18 protein-coding genes and 1 other RNA gene are annotated in these 20,600 nt (G+C 54.6%); 7 read left to right on the top strand and 12 right to left on the bottom strand.

All coding sequences use genetic code 11. The features are described from left to right. Positions 1 to 169: a transfer-messenger RNA gene (gene ssrA / locus ACLL9E_RS11725) on the top strand; the annotation flags it as partial. A gap of 197 nt (positions 170 to 366) precedes the next feature. Here the strand turns inward: ssrA and ACLL9E_RS11730 are convergent. The 8 genes from ACLL9E_RS11730 to ACLL9E_RS11765 form a co-directional block, all read right to left on the bottom strand. After that, entirely contained in the window at positions 367 to 591 is a 225-nt protein-coding gene (locus ACLL9E_RS11730) for a hypothetical protein (RefSeq protein WP_411291917.1), read from the bottom strand. 94 nt (positions 592 to 685) lie between these two features. Further along, positions 686 to 1,939 carry an N-succinylarginine dihydrolase gene (locus tag ACLL9E_RS11735; RefSeq protein ID WP_411291918.1) on the bottom strand — a complete coding sequence of 418 codons (1,254 nt, stop codon included), beginning with the start codon at positions 1,937 to 1,939 and terminating at the stop codon, positions 686 to 688. A 2-nt stretch (positions 1,940 to 1,941) separates the two neighbouring features. Further along, positions 1,942 to 2,973 (bottom strand): arginine N-succinyltransferase, encoded by a 1,032-nt coding sequence (locus tag ACLL9E_RS11740; protein ID WP_411291919.1) that lies wholly within the window; start codon positions 2,971 to 2,973, stop codon positions 1,942 to 1,944. Then, positions 2,970 to 4,178: a hydrolase gene (locus tag ACLL9E_RS11745; protein ID WP_411291920.1), complete on the bottom strand. Its 1,209-nt coding sequence runs from the start codon at positions 4,176 to 4,178 to the stop codon at positions 2,970 to 2,972. The genes ACLL9E_RS11740 and ACLL9E_RS11745 overlap by 4 nt, the downstream gene beginning before the upstream one ends. 50 nt (positions 4,179 to 4,228) lie before the next feature. After that, positions 4,229 to 5,050, bottom strand: coding sequence for a 16S rRNA (adenine(1518)-N(6)/adenine(1519)-N(6))-dimethyltransferase RsmA (gene rsmA, locus ACLL9E_RS11750; protein WP_411291921.1), 822 nt, complete (start codon positions 5,048 to 5,050; stop codon positions 4,229 to 4,231). Then, entirely contained in the window at positions 5,050 to 6,066 is a 1,017-nt protein-coding gene (gene pdxA / locus ACLL9E_RS11755; RefSeq protein WP_411291922.1) for a 4-hydroxythreonine-4-phosphate dehydrogenase PdxA, read from the bottom strand. Before pdxA ends, rsmA begins: the two co-directional genes overlap by 1 nt. Further along, positions 6,066 to 7,406: a peptidylprolyl isomerase gene (locus tag ACLL9E_RS11760; RefSeq protein ID WP_411291923.1), complete on the bottom strand. Its 1,341-nt coding sequence runs from the start codon at positions 7,404 to 7,406 to the stop codon at positions 6,066 to 6,068. The genes pdxA and ACLL9E_RS11760 overlap by 1 nt, the downstream gene beginning before the upstream one ends. Positions 7,407 to 7,511: 105 nt before the next feature. Next, positions 7,512 to 9,671, bottom strand: coding sequence for an LPS-assembly protein LptD (locus ACLL9E_RS11765; protein WP_411291924.1), 2,160 nt, complete (start codon positions 9,669 to 9,671; stop codon positions 7,512 to 7,514). A 248-nt stretch (positions 9,672 to 9,919) separates the two neighbouring features. Between ACLL9E_RS11765 and ACLL9E_RS11770 the strand changes: the two genes are divergently transcribed. From ACLL9E_RS11770 to ndk, 3 genes are all read left to right on the top strand, one after another. Beyond that, positions 9,920 to 11,377 (top strand): leucyl aminopeptidase, encoded by a 1,458-nt coding sequence (locus tag ACLL9E_RS11770; RefSeq protein ID WP_411291925.1) that lies wholly within the window; start codon positions 9,920 to 9,922, stop codon positions 11,375 to 11,377. A 12-nt stretch (positions 11,378 to 11,389) separates the two neighbouring features. Continuing rightward, positions 11,390 to 11,821, top strand: coding sequence for a DNA polymerase III subunit chi (locus ACLL9E_RS11775; RefSeq protein WP_411291926.1), 432 nt, complete (start codon positions 11,390 to 11,392; stop codon positions 11,819 to 11,821). Between the two features lie 82 nt (positions 11,822 to 11,903). Then, positions 11,904 to 12,326, top strand: a complete 423-nt coding sequence (ndk, locus tag ACLL9E_RS11780; protein WP_411291927.1) for a nucleoside-diphosphate kinase — start codon at positions 11,904 to 11,906, stop codon at positions 12,324 to 12,326. A gap of 6 nt (positions 12,327 to 12,332) precedes the next feature. Here ndk and ACLL9E_RS11785 read toward each other — a convergent pair whose 3' ends face one another. From ACLL9E_RS11785 to purM, 3 genes are all read right to left on the bottom strand, one after another. Then, positions 12,333 to 13,559: a hypothetical protein gene (locus ACLL9E_RS11785; protein ID WP_411291928.1), complete on the bottom strand. Its 1,227-nt coding sequence runs from the start codon at positions 13,557 to 13,559 to the stop codon at positions 12,333 to 12,335. Positions 13,560 to 13,621: 62 nt separating this feature from the next. Further along, positions 13,622 to 14,554 (bottom strand): phosphoribosylglycinamide formyltransferase, encoded by a 933-nt coding sequence (purN, locus tag ACLL9E_RS11790; protein WP_411291929.1) that lies wholly within the window; start codon positions 14,552 to 14,554, stop codon positions 13,622 to 13,624. A 114-nt stretch (positions 14,555 to 14,668) separates the two neighbouring features. Then, complete coding sequence (gene purM / locus ACLL9E_RS11795; protein ID WP_411291930.1) at positions 14,669 to 15,775, bottom strand: phosphoribosylformylglycinamidine cyclo-ligase; 1,107 nt, start codon at positions 15,773 to 15,775, stop codon at positions 14,669 to 14,671. Positions 15,776 to 15,836: 61 nt separating this feature from the next. On the opposite strand from purM, the gene ACLL9E_RS11800 reads away from it, so the two are divergent. Both ACLL9E_RS11800 and ACLL9E_RS11805 read left to right on the top strand, forming a co-directional pair. After that, the gene (locus ACLL9E_RS11800; protein ID WP_411291931.1) at positions 15,837 to 16,916 is read left to right on the top strand and encodes a heavy-metal-associated domain-containing protein; all 1,080 of its coding nucleotides are present in this window, start codon (positions 15,837 to 15,839) and stop codon (positions 16,914 to 16,916) included. A 19-nt stretch (positions 16,917 to 16,935) separates the two neighbouring features. After that, positions 16,936 to 17,520, top strand: coding sequence for an ATPase (locus tag ACLL9E_RS11805; protein WP_411291932.1), 585 nt, complete (start codon positions 16,936 to 16,938; stop codon positions 17,518 to 17,520). On the opposite strand, the gene rnd is transcribed toward ACLL9E_RS11805, so the two are convergent. Continuing rightward, positions 17,521 to 18,717, bottom strand: coding sequence for a ribonuclease D (gene rnd, locus ACLL9E_RS11810; protein WP_411291933.1), 1,197 nt, complete (start codon positions 18,715 to 18,717; stop codon positions 17,521 to 17,523). A gap of 94 nt (positions 18,718 to 18,811) precedes the next feature. Here rnd and aspS point away from each other — a divergent pair, with 94 nt between their 5' ends. Next, positions 18,812 to 20,596 (top strand): aspartate--tRNA ligase, encoded by a 1,785-nt coding sequence (gene aspS, locus ACLL9E_RS11815; protein ID WP_411291934.1) that lies wholly within the window; start codon positions 18,812 to 18,814, stop codon positions 20,594 to 20,596. The last annotated feature ends 4 nt before the right edge of the window (positions 20,597 to 20,600 follow it).

Below are 20,600 nucleotides of genomic sequence, written 5' to 3' on the forward strand. Positions count from 1 at the left end.
TGAAAAGCATTGTTTTTGCCCGGCATGAATAAGCCGTGAAATGGTTCATAACCAATAGGTGCAAACGATAACTCAGCACTTGCTCTCGCAGCGTAATTTTGGGCCTCACGGTCTGAATTTACACTAAAAGAACGCGGCCGAACCGGCCGGGCAACAGAAAGGTTACAGCGGCCCCCCGGAGCCGGGCAACAGAATCCGGGGACCTTTCTAAATTTCTGTGCCGGGCAACAGAAACCCCCCACTTTACGCGCATTTTGACGATGTTCGAAATTCGGTTTTCCGTCCGAAAAATTGCGTTCGCATCTGGAACGCAGGGCCGCAAAATCCGCCGACTTTGTCTAATTTGGTAATTCAGGTCAGCCCGGTTCAATCCGCGCCGAATGCTGTATCCAGTTCCACGGCTTCCAACATCTTTGCTCCGGCAATGAAAACTGCGGCGGTACAAAGAAGGAAAAACACTTTTCCAATGTTGCCCGGATATTGAAGCATATATTCCTCGCCACGCTTCACCGCGCCCAGCCCAAGCGCATAAGTGATCATGAAGACCTCAAACTTGGTCTTGATGGTGAAGAGGCGCATGATTTTCTTCATAGTTAACAAAACACAAAGCAATGCCCGTGCCAGGTCAGGGTTACTGCGGGGCTCGATGGTTAACGATCAACTGGTTTGTAAAGAAATTCGACGGTTAGGACAGCGTACCGAGATCACACGCGTCCAACAGCGCAACGCGCGCTGATTGGACCTGTTGCACCAGTGCGGGATCAGCCAGCTGATTTGGCGCAATAGTCTCGGGCCAGTGTCCTGCAACTATCGCCGCAAGGTAATCCAGTTTTGCCTCGTCGGCGATAAATCTCGGATCAACAGTGGTTGGATCAGCTACAACCCGCAGACGCAGGCACGCCGGCCCGCCGCCATTGGCCATCGACTGGCGCACATCGACAGGCACAAGTTTCCGAATAGGGCCATTGCTGGCAGCCATTTCGGTTAACCAGCCCCACACGCGATCATTTTGCTGGGCCTCGCTTGGCAGGATCAAGGCCATGCCACCTTCAGGCAAGGTCACCAATTGCGCGTTAAACAGATAACTCTGGATTGCATCAGCCAAGCTTATGCGATTGGCTGGGACAATTATGATTTCCGCGTCCGGCATAAGCCGTTTGATATCAGCATAGGTCTGTTCGGGATGTTCAAACGCATATTCGTGCGTGAACAGGACATGTTCGTTCGCCACGGCTACGACATCATTATGAAAGGCGCCCGCGGCGATCGCGGTCTCGGACTGCTGCACGAATAACGTCTTGACCGGGTCAAGACGATGCGCGCGGGCGATTGCCTTTGATGCTTCAAAATGCTGCCGCGCCGGGAAGGGGCCTCCGGTTTTGCCGTAGACGAATATCTCAATGCCAGATTCGCCATGCGACGGACATAACCGCATAAAATTGGCTGCACCTTCGTCACCAAATGGGGCAGGTATTGGACCATGTACTGCAAAATATTGATCGTCAGCAAAAGCCAGTTTCAATTGTGCCAGCGTTCCGGGCCACTCATGGCTGCGATGGGCCATCGTCATCAGGTTGGCAGCTGAAAGATGGCATCTGCCGTCTTGGGTATCAGGGGCAGGGGACACCGTAGCCGCGTTGGCTGCCCACATAGCTGATGCGGAAAAGGCAGCCGCGCGGATATGCGGTTCGGCGGAGTGCATATCGACTGATAACCCATCCAGCCAATTCTTGTTTGGCCGATCCAGCGGCATGAAAAATCCCTGCGCGAGCCCAAGGCGCAGGTTGGTGCGCATCTTTTCGATACCCTGCAAAGCAGCAGCCTTTGGGTAAGATGCAGCGCCTGCGTTACTCGAGGAAGCCAGATTACCAAGGCTCAGTCCGGCGTAATTGTGGCTCGGGCCAATAATCCCGTCAAAATTTATTTCCACCAACGCCATGACTATGATCGCTCCACAAATGTGATCTGGTCACCGGCCGAAATGCCAAGTGTTCTTGCACATTCGGTGTCTATGATAACATTATCGCCTCGGTCATCAATCCAGCCATAAGCCGCCTTGAACGTGTGAAGACGGCCAAGCGTAATGAGCATTTTGTCGCCTGATTTATGCTCTCCAACCTGATCACTCACGCCCGCGACAGTTACATCCTTTGCCTCGCGGACACTTCGTATTTGATCAGTTCGTGCTGTCATGGTGGGACCACCGTCGAAAATGTCGACATAATTTTCCCAGGCAAAACCCTCATTCTCGAGCATCCGCATGGCGGCGCGACCTGATGGGTGCGGAACACCGATAACCGTTTTTGCGCTGTCTTGAAGCATGGCAATATACACTGGGTGTTTGGGCATCAGATCGGCAATGAACTGGTTGCCGAACTTTGCGTTGAACTCGTCGGCCTCCTGAAAGCTCATGCCGAAAAATCGTCCTGCAACACCGTCCCAAAACGGCGAGCCACCTGCTTCGTCGATAACACCCCGCAATTCTGCAATGGTTCGGTCCGCAAATCGCTGGCGATGGTTGCGGATAAACAAATATCGACTGCGTGCAATCAGCATCCCGAGGCCGCCAGCGCGTTCACCCGGATGCAGAAACAGACCACCGACTTCGGTTGTGCCCTCAAGATCGGTGGACAAATTAAGAATATCGGCACGAAATGTGCGTTCGAGTTCAACGCTATGTTGGGTCAAGGCGCCTATACGGTAGCTGTAAAATGGCCATTTTTGTCCCACTGTGCCGAAAATTTGGCAGGTGCCGCGGACCTCGCCGGTTGCGCTGTTTTGCAGGACAAAAACGTATAAGTCGTCGGCAACATCATCGCCTACGCGATCAAAACCCGCAGCCGACCGCTCCAATTTGGCCGAGAGAGCTTTTTTGTCTGGTGGCAGGTTTGTGAAACCACCGCCCGTACGCTTGGCCATTTCATAAATTGGTTGTAGGTCGTCCATATTGGCCGGCCGGATAACAAAGCTCATAAAGCCCCTTTTTCGGATAAACGCATAATGGTCAGCGCAGACAATTGTGCGCGCTCGCGCAAACTTTCAACGATGAGGAATTCTTCGTTACTGTGGATATTGCCGCCGCGTACGCCCATGGTATCGACCACAGGTACACCGCAGGCGGCAATGTTGTTGCCATCGCAAACGCCGCCGCTTGAGCGCCAAGCGACAGGGATGCCAAGGTCTTCGCCACATTGCTTGACCAGGCCAAAAAGCTTTGCTGCGTCATTGTCTATTGGCTTTGGTGGGCGACCAAAGCTGCCATGAAGATGCGCCTTCACGTCGTGTTCCTGTTCGACATCAGCGACGATCCGCCTCAGGTCGTCCTGCGTTTGCAACACAATTTCCGGTGTGCGCGGCCGAAAGTTGACCCGCAGTATCGCGTGATCGGGCACCACGTTGTTCGGGCCTCCGCCATCGATTTTGGCAGGGTTTACCGACAGCCCTTCGTGCGAAAGGCGCTTGAGTCGTAGCGCTAGATCCGCCGCAGCCAAAAGGGCATTGCGTCCATCATCTGGGTTACGTCCGGCATGCGCTGGCTTGCCCGAAATAATTATCGAGAAATTGCCGCTTCCCCCACGCGCGCCGGCCAGTGTTCCATCGGGCAGGGCAGGCTCATAGGTTAACGCAGCAAGCTTGTTCCTCGCCAGATCGGCAATCAGTTTTGCAGACGATGGCGATCCGACCTCCTCATCGCTGTTGATGAGAATTTGGTAGCCTGTACCCTTTAGCATTCCCGCCTGTTCTGCGGCTCCTAGCGCTGCCAGCAATACGGCAATGCCACCCTTCATATCGGCAACTCCGGGTCCGTTGAGGATGCCTTCGTCAAGCCAGCGCAGTTCCTGAAATCCATGATCTGCCGGAAAAACAGTGTCCATATGGCCCGTAAACAAAAGCTGCGTGGCCGATTCAGGGCGGACTGTGACCAACAAGTGCTTGCCGTGGAGCACGCTGCTGATGGAGCCATCCGTGAGGACGCGATCCACCGGCTCTGGTTCGACAAAGGTGACGATCCCAGGTAAAATGGAAAACGCATGTGCTAGCATTTCAGCAGTTGCGGCAAGCCCGTCGAGATTTCCTGATCCGCTATTTACGGCGGACCACAACTGCACCTGATCAAGCATTTCGTGCTGATCAATAATTTCGAGAACCTGTTGTTCGCCACTGCTTAGCGTATCCATGAGATGCTCTTAGCTTTGGAAACCTTAAAGTGCCACCCCCGGCGTGGAAGCTATCCGACTTCCCTCGCAAGCGCGCACCACTCCGCTATGCTGACGGTTTCCGGACGGCGGTCTTCAGCAATGCCCGTAATACTTAAAGCAGCCAGCGCGCGTGGAACGCTCTTCAGGCTTTGTCGAAGCATCTTGCGGCGCTGTCCAAATGCTGCTGCGGTCAAATTCTCAAGAACAGACATTCTGACACCAGCCGGTGCATCCTTTGGCGTCATATGCACGACTGCTGACATTACTTTGGGTGGCGGCGTAAACGCCGATCGATGTACGGACATGGCAATCGAAGCGGATGATCGCCACTGCGCCAATATTGCAAGGCGGCCAAAGGCTCCCGTGCCTGGCGACGACACAATTCGGTCCGCAACCTCGCGTTGAAACATGAGGGTCAGGCTCTTCCAGGTTGGCGGCCATTCGCATCCACCAAGCCACCCGACCGCCAAAGCAGTCCCCACATTGTAAGGGAGGTTGGAAACGATATGAAACGGCGCGCCGATTTCTGTATATGGATCGATTTTCAGGGCGTCGCCTTCAATCAAGCGCAACTGGCCGGGGAAGGCTTCTGCCAGTTCAGCCAATGCAGGCAGGCAACGCCGGTCGCGCTCTACCGCCACCACCTTGGCGCCCGCACGTAAAAGCGCCCTCGTAAGGCCCCCCGGGCCTGGGCCAACTTCATAGACATGCTCACCTGCCAACGGACCCGGAATGGCAGCGATGCGGTCCAATAGCTTTTCGTCAAAAAGGAAGTTTTGTCCAAGTGCCTTGCTGGCGGACAAACCATGGCGGGCAATGACGTCCCGAAGTGGAGGCAGTGAAACCGACATCAGCCACAGTCGGCGGCGGCGAGACGGTGAAGCGCAGCGGACTCGGCCATTTTAATCGCCGCGATCATGGAATGCGGGAGTGCCATGTTTTGACCAGCAATACCAAACGCGGTGCCATGGTCCGGTGATGTGCGGACGACAGGCAGTCCGAGCGTAATATTGACAGCTTCATGAAAATACAGCGTTTTCAATGGAATAAGCGCTTGGTCATGATATGCACATAAGGCGGCGTCGTAATGCGAACGCGCTTCTGCATGAAACATCGTATCAGCCGGAAGCGGGCCAACGACATCGAAGCCTTCGTCTCTGATTTGCTCGATCGCTGGCAAGAATATGTCGAGTTCTTCGCGACCCATATTGCCCGCTTCACCAGCATGGGGATTAAACCCTGCTACAGCCAGCCTCGGATTGTCTATTCCAAAATTACGCTTAAGGCCCTTCGCCGTGGCGCGAAGACGTTGACGAATGAGCCTGCCGTCCAACTTGCCAGCAACGTCGGCAAGCGGAATGTGTGTTGTCATCGGCACGACGCGCAGATCGGGGCCAGCCAGCATCATGACTGCATTGTTCTTGGCCACTCCACACCGTTCAGCAATAAATTCTGTCTGTCCGGGATGGGTAAAGCCGACGGCATAGAGCTGTGATTTGGATACAGGGCCAGTCACGAGCGCCGCGGCACTTCCAGCGCGCGCAAAGCCGATGGCCATCTCCAGCGCCTGATAAGCGCAGTGCGCACCATCCAAATCCGGTTTTCCCGGAACGACTGAAATACAATTATGCAATTGGATGACGGGCAGTGCGGTGTCGAAATATTTGAATGTGTCGGCGGGGTCTTCGATGCGGACAACGGGCCCGTTCCAGTGCGGCGCGAAACTCGCAATATCACCAATAGCAAAGAAAGGCGCCAATCCTACGGAATGACGCGCTTCCCATGCCTTTCCGATGATTTCCGGCCCAATACCCGCGGGGTCACCGCCCGAAACGGCCAGCGGCAGTTCCAGTCGGCCCAACTGCATCAATTATATTCTATGACAGCATCGCGGCGCAAATCGCGCAGATAGATACGAGCCCGTTTATTCACGCGCTCTTCTTCTAGTCGCGACATAATTTCGTCAAAACTTTCGGACGCTGCTTCTTGTGGCGCATCGCGACCGCACAAGACAAATACCCGGACGCCATCCTGGAGTGAACCATAAGGCGGTGTCGATTGCCCAACCTGTAAATCGAGCATGACCTGCTGCAACGGCAAAGGAAGATCTCGAATTTTAATACCGTCACGGTTAACAACGTCAGCGCCAAGTTTACGGGCCATTTCGTCGGCTACGCCGCAACCACTGATCTGTTGTGTTTCTTCACTGAACTTTTTGACCAAAGGCGCAACTTGCGTCTCGGTAGTACCCTTGGCGAATGTGATCGCAATTTGCTTCAGGCTGAGTACCGAGTCCCGCGGATCGGAAGTTGCAACCTGGCGTTTGTCGATAAGCAAAAGGACGGAAATTCCGCCAGGCGATGCAACGGCCTGCACTTCATTCGCGTTCATGCTGCCGGCAGCTGTGGCAAGTGACGGCGGTAATTGCGCAAGCGAAAGCCAACCGAGGTCGCCGCCCACAGAGGCAGTAGATGCCTCAGAAAACTGGCGGGCATAAGCCACAAAATTACCACCCTGACGAAGTTGAGCGATAATCTTTTTGGCGTTTTCAGATACCGCAGGCAAAGTTTCAGGCGTTGCTGACAGGTAAATCTCACCTAGGCGATATTCAGTCGTGCCTTTTGTGGCCTCGATGCGTTCGATGATCGCATTGACCTCGTCATCGCTGACATTCGCGGATGGACGTACGTTCCGCGAAAGGAGACGGCTCCACGACAGCTCGCCCTTAATCTGGCGCTTTAGGGTTGCCACCGACGCGCCAATCGACACGAGATATTTCTCAACTTCGTTCGCTGGCCGGTTGAAATTCTGCTGCGCCACGCGGTCAAAATACTGATTTACTTCGGCATCCGTCACTTCAATTTCATTGGCTGCTGCTTCTTGAATCTGAAGCGTTTCGTCAATCAAGTTGGTCAAGATCTGGGCACGAAAACGGGCCAATTCCTCGGGCGGTAATTTGTTTTCGTTGGCAGCAACAATCAGCGCAAGGCGATGATCAATGTCCGTGCCAGTGATGATTTCTCCGTTAACCTGCGCGGTCGCACGCCGAACATTAGGGTCATTTTTACCGAACAATTGTTGCCCATCTGGTATGTCCAGATTACCCTGAGGCGCCACATTTTGCGTGGCAGTTTGGGCAATTAGCGGTGTCAGCGCCGTAGCGGAAACAAGCACGGCAACAAGGGACAAACGCTTGAATAGCTTCATTGATAATAATCCAGTATACAGTCAGTTCTGACGTGCCATTAGTCATTCGCCGCTGAACAGCAGATGAGCGGCTATGTGCCCGTTTCGAAATTCGTTGCTTCGGCCTTACACACCCAGATTGCGAAATGCCAGACGGAACAAGAAGCTATTGCCCCGCTGGGAGTCGCCCACAGGTTGATAATCGCGTCGCCATGACAGGCTAAGAGACAGGCAGTCGTCGTCATAGGCAACGCCAAGACGGTGGCGTATGGGATCGAAGCCATCTGAAAGGCTGGTGGTATCTTCTTTGGTATCTGTAAGGTCAACGATGGCAGACCCAAAAACCGACCAATAGCGCGCAACGCGAACGCGCCCGCCCAAGCGAATTTCTTCGCGATCCGCCAAATCTTCAACGGTGGGACCGATGTTGCGGTTCAGTTTGAGATAGCCAGCTTGTAAATATGTGCCACGAGAGCCGAAAGTAGCGTCGATCTCATTTCGACGAATTGCAAGGTTGTCCTTGTCGAGCCGAAACCGATGGGTGAGCTTGACGATATTTTTGAACCGAAACTCGGATCGACCGACAATGTCGGATGCTTTGTCGGATAGACCCGTCCCGTCGGGAAAAATGGAAGCCCGGTTCGACAAGCGATAACTTTGTCCCAGACTAATGTCCGCGCTCAGGTCGGTTCTCCGCAACGCCCAGTCAAAGCCGTAAGTTATTCGATAATCGTCTTCAAAACGATCGTAACCCGGAAATCTGTTCAACGCGAAAAGGTTACTGTCCTCCAAATCCACGGCCCGCGAATCTTCGTTCGGAATGCTTAGATTGTTGATGGAGGGAGCAGCCACAACTTGAACGCGCGGTGTGAAAATTTGAGTCCCACCAAAAGCCTGTCCGACAAATGGCCATTTGACATCGGCCGCGGCAGCAAAAATTGCGCGACTTTGCCAACCCGGTTCACCACGATAGATGGTCGTAAGGGTGCTAGAATTTTCGTCGCTGTGGTACACGTCACCGCGCGCCAATACAGTGAACGTCACCTCTTGCCCAAGCCCGGTTATCGTGCGCAAGTCCCATTTGGCTGAGGCAAAAGCGCGTTGGGTGTCCTGTCCCTCGGTCCGGCCAATTGCCAGGCTGTTGGCCTGAAGCTGGATAATACCTCCCACCACTGGCGCATCCAGTCGCAGTCGGTAGTCTATTTCAGGCAGTGCTATAGGGGCGAGCCCTTGGCGGTCGCCGGTGCGCAGGGTCTGTACGGCCCAGCCTGCAAGCGAAAAGTAGCTTTTGACGCCAATGCGTTCGGCAGAGAATGTTGACCGCAGCCGATCATCGCGGCTGATATCATAGCGACGCAGGAAAGTACGATCCGATGCGTAACGACCCGAGGCAGAAACTGACCAGTAGGGATCGAGCTGAAACTTGCCCGCACCTTCCAAATATCCGCGAAACACATTGGCGCCTTCAGCCACTATATCGCCGCTGGTACTAATTCGGTTGCTGTAGGTACCATAAGCCGTCAACTCGACAGCGCCTTTTTTCTCCAGCGTCCGGAAATTCACACGGCCCAATGGTGCGGCATCAGAAAAGGCCGTGATTGCTGCGGTCAAATCACGATTGGGTGCCATACGCCAATAATAGGACTGTTCCAGTTCAACGCCATTGTTTCGGGAAAAACCAATACTTGGGACAAGAAAACCGCTGCCAGCCTTGGCATCTACTGGATGCGACAAAAAAGGGAGCGGAATGACCGGCAATCCAAAAAGCTCAATCCGTGCACCCTTATAAACCACGCGCTTTTTGGCCGGGTCATATACGACCTTGACGGCTTTAACTTCCCAGCTAGGCTTTTTGGGACAGCCATCGGCCGTCACGACCTTGCACGCGGTGTACGCCGCATAATCTAGTGTGTAGATGCCGTCTTTGCGTGATCCGCGGTTCGCAGCAAGGCGGCTTTCATCGGCAAGCACCACAAGCATATTGTTAATAACGCCGTCTTTAAGGGCGTCTGTGAGTTCGATACGGTCGCCATAAGCAACGTCGCCGTTAGGGCTGATCGCGCGAATATTCCCTTCGGCTACAACCTGACCCGTATTGCGATTCCATACAATATTGTCGGCACGCACCGAAGAGCCATCACGGTTGGCAATGACATCACCCTTCGCCGTGACGATTTCGGTGTTGGAGTCATATTCGACAACTGCGGCAGAGAATCCGATTTGGTCGCTTGTCTGTTGCGGTGATGCCTCTGCAGCTTCGGTTTGCGCAACGGCGATAGTGGACATAGACCCCCCGCCGAACAAAATCGATATCAGCAAAGCGCGCAAAAAGCGGGGGCGGGGGGCAGGAATAATCATAAAAACTGATAAGCCCTTTATCGCTGCGATTGCCATGGGTCCACCCTAGTTGCCGCGCTCGGCTGTATTTGCGCTTAACTGATGGTAATTTCGTCGCATCTTTTTCTTTAACCGGAACGTCGATTGCGCCTATATAGCCCCAAACACGACATCCAGCGGAAAGGCTGCTTATTTTCATGAAGATTAATTTTACCGATGCGCGCCCCCAAGATGCCGATGTACTTGCCTTCATCGTGACCAAAACCACTTTTGCCGACTTTCAATTTCCGTTGGAGAAAACGGACATCGTCCACGCGACGGCAAAACTTGCACGGTTCGAAGGCGCCGCCGGTCAAAGTTTTCTGCTCATTAATGAAGAGGGCGGCAAGCTGGTGCGGATTATCCTGCTTGGCGTCGCTGAAGGCGATACTGCGGATTTTCAAAAAGCTGGTGGCGATATCATTGCCAAGGTGCAGACGTCAGGCGCGAAGCATGTCGCCATACATGGCGCCAATTTAACCGCGCAGCATGCCGCTGAAGTTGCTTACGGTGCCACGTTGCGAAACTGGCGGATGGACAAATACCGCACCAAATTACCTGAAACTTCAAAACCAACGGTTGAGTTTCTGACATTAGTTGCCGCACCGCACGAAGCGAGCGGACATTGGGCAAACTATCAAGCGGTTGCAGAAGGTGTCGCCTTCACCAAAGAATTGGTCACGGAGCCAGCAAACATCATTTATCCGGAAAGCTTCGTCGAACGCTGCCAGCATTTAAAGGAGCTTGGCGTCGAGATTAGCGTGTTGGATGACAAGGAAATGGCTGCGCTAGGAATGGGTGCGTTGCTCGGCGTGGCGCAAGGCTCACGCCGCCCCGCACGTTTGTTGGTGATGAAGTGGGACGGCACGGGCGGCGCGCAATCGCGGCCAGTTGCATTGGTTGGTAAAGGCGTCACATTCGATACAGGCGGAATTTCCATCAAGCCAGCCGCGGGGATGGAAGACATGAAGTGGGACATGGGCGGCGCTGGAGCGGTCGCAGGTGCCATGAAGGCGCTCGCTGGACGCAAGGCGAAGGCATATGTGGTTGGCGTTTGCGGCCTTGTCGAAAACATGCCCGATGGCAATGCACAGCGCCCGGGTGACGTGGTAACGTCCATGTCAGGGCAGACAATCGAAGTGCTGAACACCGATGCCGAAGGGCGTCTTGTGTTATGCGACGCGCTTCACTGGGTGCAGGAAAATTATAACCCGGAATATATTGTTGATTTGGCAACACTTACAGGTGCGATTATCGTGTCGCTAGGCAGCGAATATGCCGGGCTTTTCTCGAACAGCGATGAACTTGCCGATAAATTGACCGCGGCCGGCAAAGCCTCAGGTGACCCCCTATGGCGGTTCCCGCTCTCTAAGGCTTACGACAAGATGATCGATAGCCCGATTGCCGACATGAAGAATATCGGCGGCAAGGGTGCTGGCTCGATTACCGCAGCACAATTTCTTGGCCGATTTATCAAGGATGGCGTGAAATGGGCGCATCTTGATATTGCCGGAACTGTCTGGGCCGACAAGGCTGGCCCAGTTTGGGATAAAGGCGCGACCGGATTTGGCGTGAGGTTGCTCGACCGGTTTGTTGCCGACAATTTCGAAGGGTGATTTAACCACCTTATGCAGGTCGATTTTTATCAGCTGACCCGTGATCCTGCTGAAAAAGTGCTTCCCGCTATCGCCCAACGCGTGTTGGATGGGGGCGGGCGCCTCGTCATCGTCGCCTCCGACAATGCGCAGCTTGAGGTAATATCGTCGTCACTTTGGACAGCAAAGGCCGATAGTTTCCTCGCGCATGCCAGGTCAGGCGAGGGCGATGATGCTGTCCAGCCCATTTTGCTTTCGACCGAGGTCAACGCGTCCAATGGTGCGCGTTTCGTGGCGATTGCGGATGGAATCTGGAGACCTGTCGAAAATCTGTTCGACCGTGCCTTTTATTTATTCCCGCCGGATCAAACCGATAACGCACGCGCCGCCTGGCGTGGGTTGGACAAGCAAACCGATCGGCACTATTGGAAACAGGACGGCGGCAAATGGGTGCAAGGCCCGTAAGACCGTTTCGTATAACGCTTGCACAAAACCGCAAGCAACGTTAGAGGCGCGCCCAATTCCCCCCTTTAATATGGAGCTTCCCATGGCGGTTACGCGCACATTTTCAATCATCAAGCCTGACGCAACGCGTCGCAATTTGACAGGCGCAGTAACCAAGATGCTTGAGGAAGCTGGCCTGCGCGTCGTCGCATCAAAGCGCATTCACATGTCGCGCGAACAAGCCGAAGGTTTTTATGCTGTCCACAAAGAACGCCCGTTTTTCGGTGAGCTAGTCGAGTTCATGATCAGCGGACCCGTAGTCGTTCAGGTGCTTGAAGGCGAGAACGCCATGCAGTGCAACCGCGACATCATGGGCGCGACCAACCCTGCAAATGCCGAAGCAGGCACGATCCGCAAGGAACTGGCAGAGAGCATCGAAGCCAATAGCGTGCATGGTTCGGACAGCGACGAAAACGCGGCAATCGAAATCGCGTACTTCTTCAAGCCGGAAGAAATAGTAGGCTAAATTCCGTCAGTTCAAGGTAACCTGAAAGGCAAGTGCGTAGGTCGCGCTTGTCGGTAATGCGCCGACAAAGGCCACCACGTCGCTGCCGATCAGGAACGCAAAGGGTTCGCTATTTGTAGCGTCGGCGCAAGTCGTTCCTTTGTTGAAACTGTTGCCCACGAAGCTGGTTTGGGCAGGCAAAGCGTCTGTGACAATGAGATTTGTCGCGTCCCCACCCCAGTTGTTCCGGACAAAAATGCAATATCGCATCGTCGCGCCGGGCAGGGCCTTGGGGTTTGAACCGCTAATCGTGTCGGATGTTACGGTCGACGTCTTCACCACCTCTACCGCCCATAGGCTGATCACAACTGATCCTGTACCACCGCGGGCCCCGGCAGTCGTAACACGTGTTGTTTTACCTGTAGCGCCTGTGGCGCCAGTAGCGGCAATGCTTATCGACGAAATCGAAGCCGAGTTAAAATGGCAGCTGCCGCCTCCACCGCCGGCAACCGCACTGGTAAAGTCGTTTACGCTTGAGCCTCCAGAACCGGCTGTAAACCCGCCGCCGCCTCCTCCGCCGCCTCCACCGTCGTTATTCAAAACAGTCGCGTTGCCACCGCTTAAACTGGTGGAGCAGTTCGAGGTGGTAGTCATGGTTACATTTGAACCGCCGTTTAAGCCTAATGCGCTGCCTCCGCCCGCGCCGCCGCCGCCGCCGCCAGCTTGAATGAACACAACGCCGTCAATGGCGAGGTTGGTGCTGCCGCCACCGCCTGCGCCACTTCCGCTAAACCCAACTCCGGGGCAGTTTGCGGCAGCACCGGTTCCGCCCGCTGCGGCTCCGGCCCCGCCAGCGCCATTTCCGGTACAAGGCACATAGCCGAATGTCGTCGAGCCGGACGTAAAGGCCGAGGCCCCACCTTGACCAATGGTTCCTGATAAGACCTGACCAGGGCTTACCGAGATGATTGCGGTTATTCGGGCACCATTGCCTCCATTTCCGCCCCTTGCGTTGTCCGCGCCGCCACCGCCGCCACCAGCGCCGGAAACCTGTACCTGAATGCGCGTTACGCCAGCGGGGATCGTGTATGTCCAAGCGCCTTGGTTGGTGAAAGTCTGCGCGTTAACGGGAATCGAAAACGACGCGATGGCCATGATTAGAATGAACAATAGACCTAACTGGGCACGAATGGAGACGCCATGCGTCTGCTGCGGATGCGCTTCATTATTGAAGAGGCAAAGAAAGTTAGTCATTGGCTTGCAAGAACTTGAACGGTTCTCGTCCAGCAATGTTTAATAGAAAAGCATTTAACTCTCTATAAAATATGTAATTTTAGTTTTTGTGGAGCAACCGCGTGCCAGCTTTTCGCGATCCAGTCACCAATATGATCCCAATCGGTGTCGCTAAGGTCCAGCCGAATTCCAACCCAGCCATCGCCGAAATATGGTGGGCGATAATATCGTTCGCCATCGCTTTCGATCAGCATCGCCTGTTCTTCTGGGCCACTGATTTTTACAAGAAGCGCAATTTTGCCGTCATTATGATGGTCGGCCGAAACATAAGCGAATTTCTTGCCGCCTGCGATCCCGAAGCACGGCATGCCGTGAGACAGGACTTCGTCGGCTTGCGGTAGCGCGAGCGCCAGATCGCGCACCTGCGCAATTAAATACTCCGGATTATAGCTACGGGCGACATATTCAGACAGAGCGTGAGGATATAGCTGATGCTCCGCCATCTGAACGCGTTCAGCCAAAGTTATTGCGCTATCATCGGGTTGGATTGCAACTTCAATGCGAGCGAGCACCGGTCCGTCGTCGAGCGCAGCCGTCACCAAATGGACGCTGCAGCCTGCAAAGTCGTCTTTCGCGTCTAATGCCTTTTGGTGTGTGTTTAGCCCCTTGTATTTCGGAAGCAGTGACGGATGGATGTTCAACATCCGCGCGTCCCATTTCTGGACAAAATCAGTGCCCAAAATCCGCATATATCCCGCCAATACGACATAATTAGCGCCAGCTTTGACGATGTGGTCGTGCATGATTGCATCATGCTCTGCACGCTCAAGGCCGATATGGGATTTTGCGAATGTAGGGATGCGTTCTGCTGCAGCGATCTGTAAGCCCTCAGCGTCTGGATTGTTACTGGCAACCAAGACAATTTCATAAGGACAGTTTGGCAGTTTTGAGGCATATACCAACGCGGCCATGTTGGTGCCAGCGCCGGATATCAGGACGGCGACTCTGGCTGTCATACCACTAACAGAATACTGTCATGCTGAACTTGTTTCAGCATCAATCGCGCGAAATCGAGCGGTGCCACTTTGAAAGACGGACCCTGAAACAAGTTCAGGGTGACGGTTAGGATGTCAGCCATTGTAAGTCGCAGTCCATGCGGACTGCGCGCTCCATGTTTCTACAGATCCGGTGACAGTGCATCCCTTGTCGCCAGCTGCAACGCGGCCAATCGTGTAAACAGTCTCGCCAGCGGCTTCTAGGGTCGAAGTGACTTCGGCAGCATCCGAAGGTGCAACAACGACGGCCATGCCAATGCCGCAATTAAAGGTGCGCGCCATTTCTTCGGGCTCGATATGGCCCTGCGCCTGCAGAAACGCCATCAGTCGGGGTTGCTCCCAAGAGTCGGCATCAATATGTGCGTGAAGTCCTTCTGGCAGGATGCGCGGAATGTTTTCGAGCAACCCTCCGCCAGTGATATGCGCCATTGCGTGAATTTTGCCGGTACGAACCAATGGCAATAATGATTTTACGTAAATTCGCGTCGGTTCCATAAGTGCATCAATCAAGATAACATTTTGGTCAAATAATGCTGGACGGTCCAGTTTCCACCCTTTGTCCGATGCCAATCTGCGGACAAGTGAAAATCCGTTGGAATGGACACCCGACGAAGCGAGGCCCAAAATCACATCGCCTTCCGTGACCTTGTCAGCAGTCAGCACTTGGTCGCGTTCGACAGCGCCGACGCAAAATCCGGCAAGGTCATAATCGCCGTCGGAATACATGCCTGGCATTTCTGCCGTTTCTCCGCCGATAAGCGCGCAGCCGGCCATTTTGCATCCCTTAGCAATGCTGGCGACAACGGCTGTTGCGACTTCGTTATCCAACTTTCCGGTCGCGTAATAATCCAGGAAAAATAACGGCTCTGCGCCCTGCACGATCAAATCATTAGCGCACATGGCGACAAGGTCGATTCCTACACCATCATGGCGTCCGGTTTCTATTGCCAGCTTAAGTTTGGTACCAACGCCATCATTCGCTGCGACGAGCAACGGGTCATTAAAACCAGCAGCCTTCAGATCGAAAAATCCGCCAAAGCCGCCCAGATCGGCGTCTGCGCCGGCGCGGCGGGTAGCCTTGGCCAACGGCGCGATGGCGCGTATCAAAGCATTGCCGGCTGCAATGGAAACACCTGCCTTGGCGTAGGTGTAGGTTTCGGGTTGCTGTTCTTTTGCGTCCATGTATCGCCGTTAGCGAGAACATGCTTGGAATTCCACGCCTATGTCGCCTAAAGGTGCCGTAATGAAATTTTTGCCAAAAAAATGGTTGCGGGTTGCAGCGTTCGGGTTGCCGTTGGCGCTGATTGGCGGCGGAATTGTTGTCGCCCAAATTGAGGGCCCGAAGCGCGGAATTGCACCAATTGCGAGCGCTGGCGACTTTGAAGTCACGGGTGTATCGGTCAATGTTGTTGGAAAAGATGCGTTTGAGGCGCGTCAAAAGGGTTGGGAGCTCGCCCAACGTCTTGCATGGTCAGCATTATGGCGCAAAACCAACGGCAATACCGGCAGCGGCTTGTCCGACTCGACGTTGGACGGCATCGTATCAGCCATCGTCGTCGAGCAAGAACAGATTGGCCCTCGCCGCTATGTGGCCAAACTTGGTGTGCTTTTTGACCGCGCACGTGCAGGACAGTTGTTGGGTGTAAGTGGCGTCACGCGGCGCTCGGCGCCCTTGCTTTTATTGCCAGTGACCTTTTCTGCTGGCGCGCCGACGGTATTTGAACAACGAACATCGTGGCAACGCAGCTGGGCCAAATATCGCACTGCGGATAGCACGATTGATTATGTTCGGCCGAGCGGGGCGGGGGGCGAGTCGCTGTTGCTGAACGCAGGCCAACCGGATCGACGCAGCCGCATCTGGTGGCGCACGATCCTCGACCAGTTTGGGGCAGCAGATGTCATCATCCCCATCGCGCGGATCGAGCGGCAATGGCCTGGCGGCCCAGTTGTCGGTCGTTTTTCGGCGCGCTACGGCCCGGATAACAAATTTCTGGGGGCCTTTATGCTGCGCACGACCAGCAGCGCGGGAATCCCGGCCATGATGGATAAGGCGGTTGTCCGGATGGATGAGTTGTTCCAATCGGCATTTGCGTCCGGTCGCTTACGCGCCGACGCTTCGCTCGTGCTTGAGCCCGACGTTGTTGAGGATGAGGAGTTGGCGAGCGAGATCGAAGACGTTGCATTGCCAGATGAAGGCGAATTGCTGCCTGACAGTGATGCTGGTCCTTCGCTTGACGAGGTGGTCAAATCGATTGTGCCAGAGGCGCAGGACTCGCGTGACGCGGCAACGCCATCTGCACCTGTCCCGCAACCGCGACCCTAAGCGATTTTACGCGGCAGATATGCGTCAAATTGCCTTGCCCTTGGACGAATTGCGCTCAGGCACCTCCTCGAGCCTTATCATTACCGAATGCAACGCGACGGCTTTTGCAGGGCTTGCCAGTGCATCGACCTGGGCAAAACGCTGTGCGATCTTAACTGGACCTGCGCGCTCCGGGAAAAGTTTGATGGCCCGCTATTTTTCCGGTCAGAACGGAACAGTAATTGACGATGCCGAGGCACAAGCCGCTGAGACATTGTTTAATGCATGGAACCGGTCGCAGGAGAGCGGTTTACCGTTGTTACTCATTTCACGCTGGCAACCGGCAGAATGGAATGTGGCTTTGCCCGATTTGCAGTCCCGGTTGGGTGCGGCGTTGTTGCTCAATATCGCGCCGCCCGATGACGAGATGATCGAACAATTGTTGCAAAAACAACTTGCCGACCGGGGGGCCGCCATCAGCATCGATGCATTGAGTTATGTGAAGAGGCGAATCGAGCGGAGCTACACCGCTATCGAAAAATTTGCGCGTGCCGCAAACGCAATGGCCTTGGCAGAGAATGCGCCAGTCAATTTGAGCTTGGTAAAGAAGATAATCGAAAGCTAACTAAACCGCAGTTTCTCTTACCATGTCTTCTTCGTGCGTAAGCGTCATCTTGAGCTTGCCGTTTACCACTGCAAACGCCACTCTGCCCTCAACCAAATCGAGCGCATCTCGGCCAAATTGTTCAAAGCGCCACCCGGTGAGAACCTCAAGGTCCGTGCGTTCCCCCGCCGCAAGGCGTTCAAGTTCCTCAGTTCTTACAATGAGGCGCGGGGCGACATTAATTTCGCGCGAACGGATTTTCAGCAAAAGCTTCAGGAGGTCGGCAACCAGCGAACCATCTTTACCGCCGCCGGGTGCCGAACGCCCGCGGTCTGGCATATTATCCCGCGCCATAGGTTGGCTTGCCTCAATGATAGCAATTAACCGCGCGCCGATGTCGTTATCCCGCCACGCAGGTGACAAACCTCGTACTCTGGGTAAATCCGCCTGCGTTTTCGGAGGATGCGCGGCGATATCCGCCATCGTTTCATCCTTCATAATCCGTCCGCGAGGAATATTTTTACGCTGGGCTTCTTTCTCGCGCCACGCGGCCATCGCCTGAAGCCGACCGAGCACCTCGGGCTTGCGCGATTGCACTTTTATCCGCGACCAAGCGTTTTCAGGATCGTTCCGATAGTTAGCGGCATCGGATATCCGCTCCATCTCGTCATTCAACCATGCGCCGCGACCAGTAACCTTTAATTTTTCCAGCATCATCGGGAAGATTACTGACAAATGGGTGACATCAGCGATCGCATAGTCGATCTGGCGCTTATCTAGCGGCCGACGCGACCAGTCGGTGAAGCGCGCACCCTTGTCCAATTGAATGCCCATCCACAAATCGACCAGATTGGAGTAGCCAATTTGCTCTCCCTGACCGAGCGCCATGGCAGCAATCTGTGTATCAAACATCGGATGAGGGGTCTTGCCGGTTAAATTGTAGAAAATTTCAATGTCCTGCCCACCGGCATGGAAAACCTTTAAAACATCCTCATTCTCGCAAAGCAGTTGCAGCATTGGCGTGAGGTCAAGGCCATCGGCTTTTGGGTCAACCGCTGCCGCCTCATTTGCGTCCGCCAGCTGGACCAGGCAAAGGTCGGGATAATACGTGTTTTCCCGCATGAATTCGGTGTCAACCGCAACAAAGGGCGATTGTGCAAGCCGCGCGCACAATTCGGCGAGACGTTTGCTGTCGGAGATGAGAGGATGAATCTGCATGAGCCATGGCCGTAGCACCCATTCGCGACTTGACAAAGTGCCGCTGCACTGTTGACAGGCGCGCTTTCCACAGCTTTTTTGAATTGAGTGAACAATGCACGCATATCGTACGCACAAATGCGCCGAACTTCGGGATTCCCACGTGGGGGAAACGGTTCGTTTGTCGGGTTGGGTCCACCGTAAGCGCGACCATGGCGGCGTTTTGTTTGTCGATTTGCGCGACCATTATGGGATGACCCAGATTGTTGCCGATAGTGACAGCCCAGCATTATCCACATTGGAAGCATTGCGGCTCGAAAGCGTTATTACGATTGATGGCGAGGTAAAGGCTCGCAGCGCCGGCACGGTCAACACCAATTTGCCAACTGGCCAAATTGAAGTCTTCGCACGCAGCGTCACGGTGCTGAGCAAGTCCGAAGAGCTGCCCTTGCCAGTTGCAGGCGAGCAAGAGTATCCAGAAGAAACGCGTCTGAAGTACCGCTTCCTCGATTTACGCCGCGATACGCTGCACGCCAACATCGTAAAGCGCACGCAGATTATCCGCGAAACCCGTCGCCGTATGGAAGATATTGGCTTTACCGAATATTCGACCCCAATCCTGACCGCATCCAGCCCCGAGGGAGCGCGCGACTTCCTCGTGCCGAGCCGAATTCATCCAGGCAAGTTCTTTGCGCTGCCGCAAGCTCCCCAGCAATATAAGCAGTTGTTGATGGTTGCGGGTTTCGACCGTTATTTCCAGATCGCGCCTTGCTTCCGCGGCGAAGACCCGCGTGCCGATCGTCTGCCCGGCGAATTTTACCAACTCGACCTTGAAATGAGCTTTGTGACTCAAGAAGAAGTCTGGGACACGATGGAGCCAGTAATGGCTGGCGTATTTGAGGCATTTGCTGACGGGAAAAAAGTTACTCCGGCGGGGCAGTTTCCACGCATCCCGCATTCAAAAGCAATGCTCGATTACGGCACCGACAAGCCGGATTTGCGCAACCCCTTGATCATTCACGATGTCACCGCTCATTTCAAAACGTCCGGCTTCGGTCTGTTTGAACGCATTGTGGAAAGCGGCGGCGTGGTTCGCGCAATTCCTGCGCCGAAGACCGCTGACAAAAGCCGCAAGTTTTTTGACGATATGAACGAATGGGCGCGAAGCGAAGGGCATGCTGGCCTTGGCTATGTGACTCGCAAGGGCGGCGAGTTCGGCGGTCCCATTGCCAAGAACCATGGCGAAGAAGGCATGCGCGCGCTGTACGAAGCAATTGGCCTTGGTCCGGACGACGGCTGCTTCTTTGCTGCCGGGAAGGAAGAACAAGCAGCAAAGCTTGCTGGCGCAGCGCGGACACGTACGGGCGAGCAGCTTGATTTGATTGACAAAGACGCCTTCCGTTTCTGCTGGATCATCGACTTTCCGTTCTACGAGTGGAGTGAGGAAGACAAGAAGGTCGATTTTGCGCATAATCCATTCTCGATGCCGCAGGGCGGCTTGGAAGCGTTGGAGACGCAGGACCCGCTCACTATCAAAGCCTATCAGTATGACATGGTCTGCAACGGCTATGAGCTTGCGTCTGGCTCGATCCGGAACCAGCATCCGGATTTGATGGTCAAGGCATTTGAACTCACTGGCCTCACGCAGGCTGATGTCGAAGACCGTTTCGGCGGAATGTATCGTGCATTCCAGTTTGGAGCGCCACCGCATGGCGGCATGGCGGCCGGGGTTGATCGTATGGTGATGTTGTTGTGCGGCGTGCAGAATCTGCGCGAAATTACGCTATTCCCGATGAACCAGCGCGCAGAAGACCTTTTGATGGGCGCGCCCTCACCCGCTATGGCCAAGCAATTGCGCGAGCTGAACATTCGCGTCGTGGAACAGCCGCCAAAGGCTTGAAGTG

The sequence above is a fragment of the Sphingorhabdus sp. genome (assembly GCF_046596595.1).
Classification (GTDB): Bacteria; Pseudomonadota; Alphaproteobacteria; order Sphingomonadales; family Sphingomonadaceae; genus Sphingorhabdus_B.

Bases quoted from the DNA above. Each gene is read 5' to 3' on its own strand.
- aspS (WP_411291934.1), top strand. From the start codon at position 18,812: ATGCACGCATATCGTACGCACAAATGCGCCGAACTTCGGGATTCCCAC.
- rsmA (WP_411291921.1), bottom strand. From the start codon at position 5,050: ATGTCGGTTTCACTGCCTCCACTTCGGGACGTCATTGCCCGCCATGGT.
- ACLL9E_RS11775 (WP_411291926.1), top strand. From the start codon at position 11,390: ATGCAGGTCGATTTTTATCAGCTGACCCGTGATCCTGCTGAAAAAGTG.
- purM (WP_411291930.1), bottom strand. From the start codon at position 15,775: ATGGACGCAAAAGAACAGCAACCCGAAACCTACACCTACGCCAAGGCA.
- ACLL9E_RS11805 (WP_411291932.1), top strand. From the start codon at position 16,936: ATGCGTCAAATTGCCTTGCCCTTGGACGAATTGCGCTCAGGCACCTCC.
- rnd (WP_411291933.1), bottom strand. From the start codon at position 18,717: ATGCAGATTCATCCTCTCATCTCCGACAGCAAACGTCTCGCCGAATTG.
- ACLL9E_RS11765 (WP_411291924.1), bottom strand. From the start codon at position 9,671: ATGTCCACTATCGCCGTTGCGCAAACCGAAGCTGCAGAGGCATCACCG.
- ACLL9E_RS11760 (WP_411291923.1), bottom strand. From the start codon at position 7,406: ATGAAGCTATTCAAGCGTTTGTCCCTTGTTGCCGTGCTTGTTTCCGCT.
- ndk (WP_411291927.1), top strand. From the start codon at position 11,904: ATGGCGGTTACGCGCACATTTTCAATCATCAAGCCTGACGCAACGCGT.
- ACLL9E_RS11735 (WP_411291918.1), bottom strand. From the start codon at position 1,939: ATGGCGTTGGTGGAAATAAATTTTGACGGGATTATTGGCCCGAGCCAC.
- ACLL9E_RS11740 (WP_411291919.1), bottom strand. From the start codon at position 2,973: ATGAGCTTTGTTATCCGGCCGGCCAATATGGACGACCTACAACCAATT.
- ACLL9E_RS11785 (WP_411291928.1), bottom strand. From the start codon at position 13,559: ATGACTAACTTTCTTTGCCTCTTCAATAATGAAGCGCATCCGCAGCAG.
- pdxA (WP_411291922.1), bottom strand. From the start codon at position 6,066: ATGCAGTTGGGCCGACTGGAACTGCCGCTGGCCGTTTCGGGCGGTGAC.
- ACLL9E_RS11770 (WP_411291925.1), top strand. From the start codon at position 9,920: ATGAAGATTAATTTTACCGATGCGCGCCCCCAAGATGCCGATGTACTT.
- purN (WP_411291929.1), bottom strand. From the start codon at position 14,554: ATGACAGCCAGAGTCGCCGTCCTGATATCCGGCGCTGGCACCAACATG.
- ACLL9E_RS11745 (WP_411291920.1), bottom strand. From the start codon at position 4,178: ATGGATACGCTAAGCAGTGGCGAACAACAGGTTCTCGAAATTATTGAT.
- ACLL9E_RS11730 (WP_411291917.1), bottom strand. From the start codon at position 591: ATGAAGAAAATCATGCGCCTCTTCACCATCAAGACCAAGTTTGAGGTC.
- ACLL9E_RS11800 (WP_411291931.1), top strand. From the start codon at position 15,837: ATGAAATTTTTGCCAAAAAAATGGTTGCGGGTTGCAGCGTTCGGGTTG.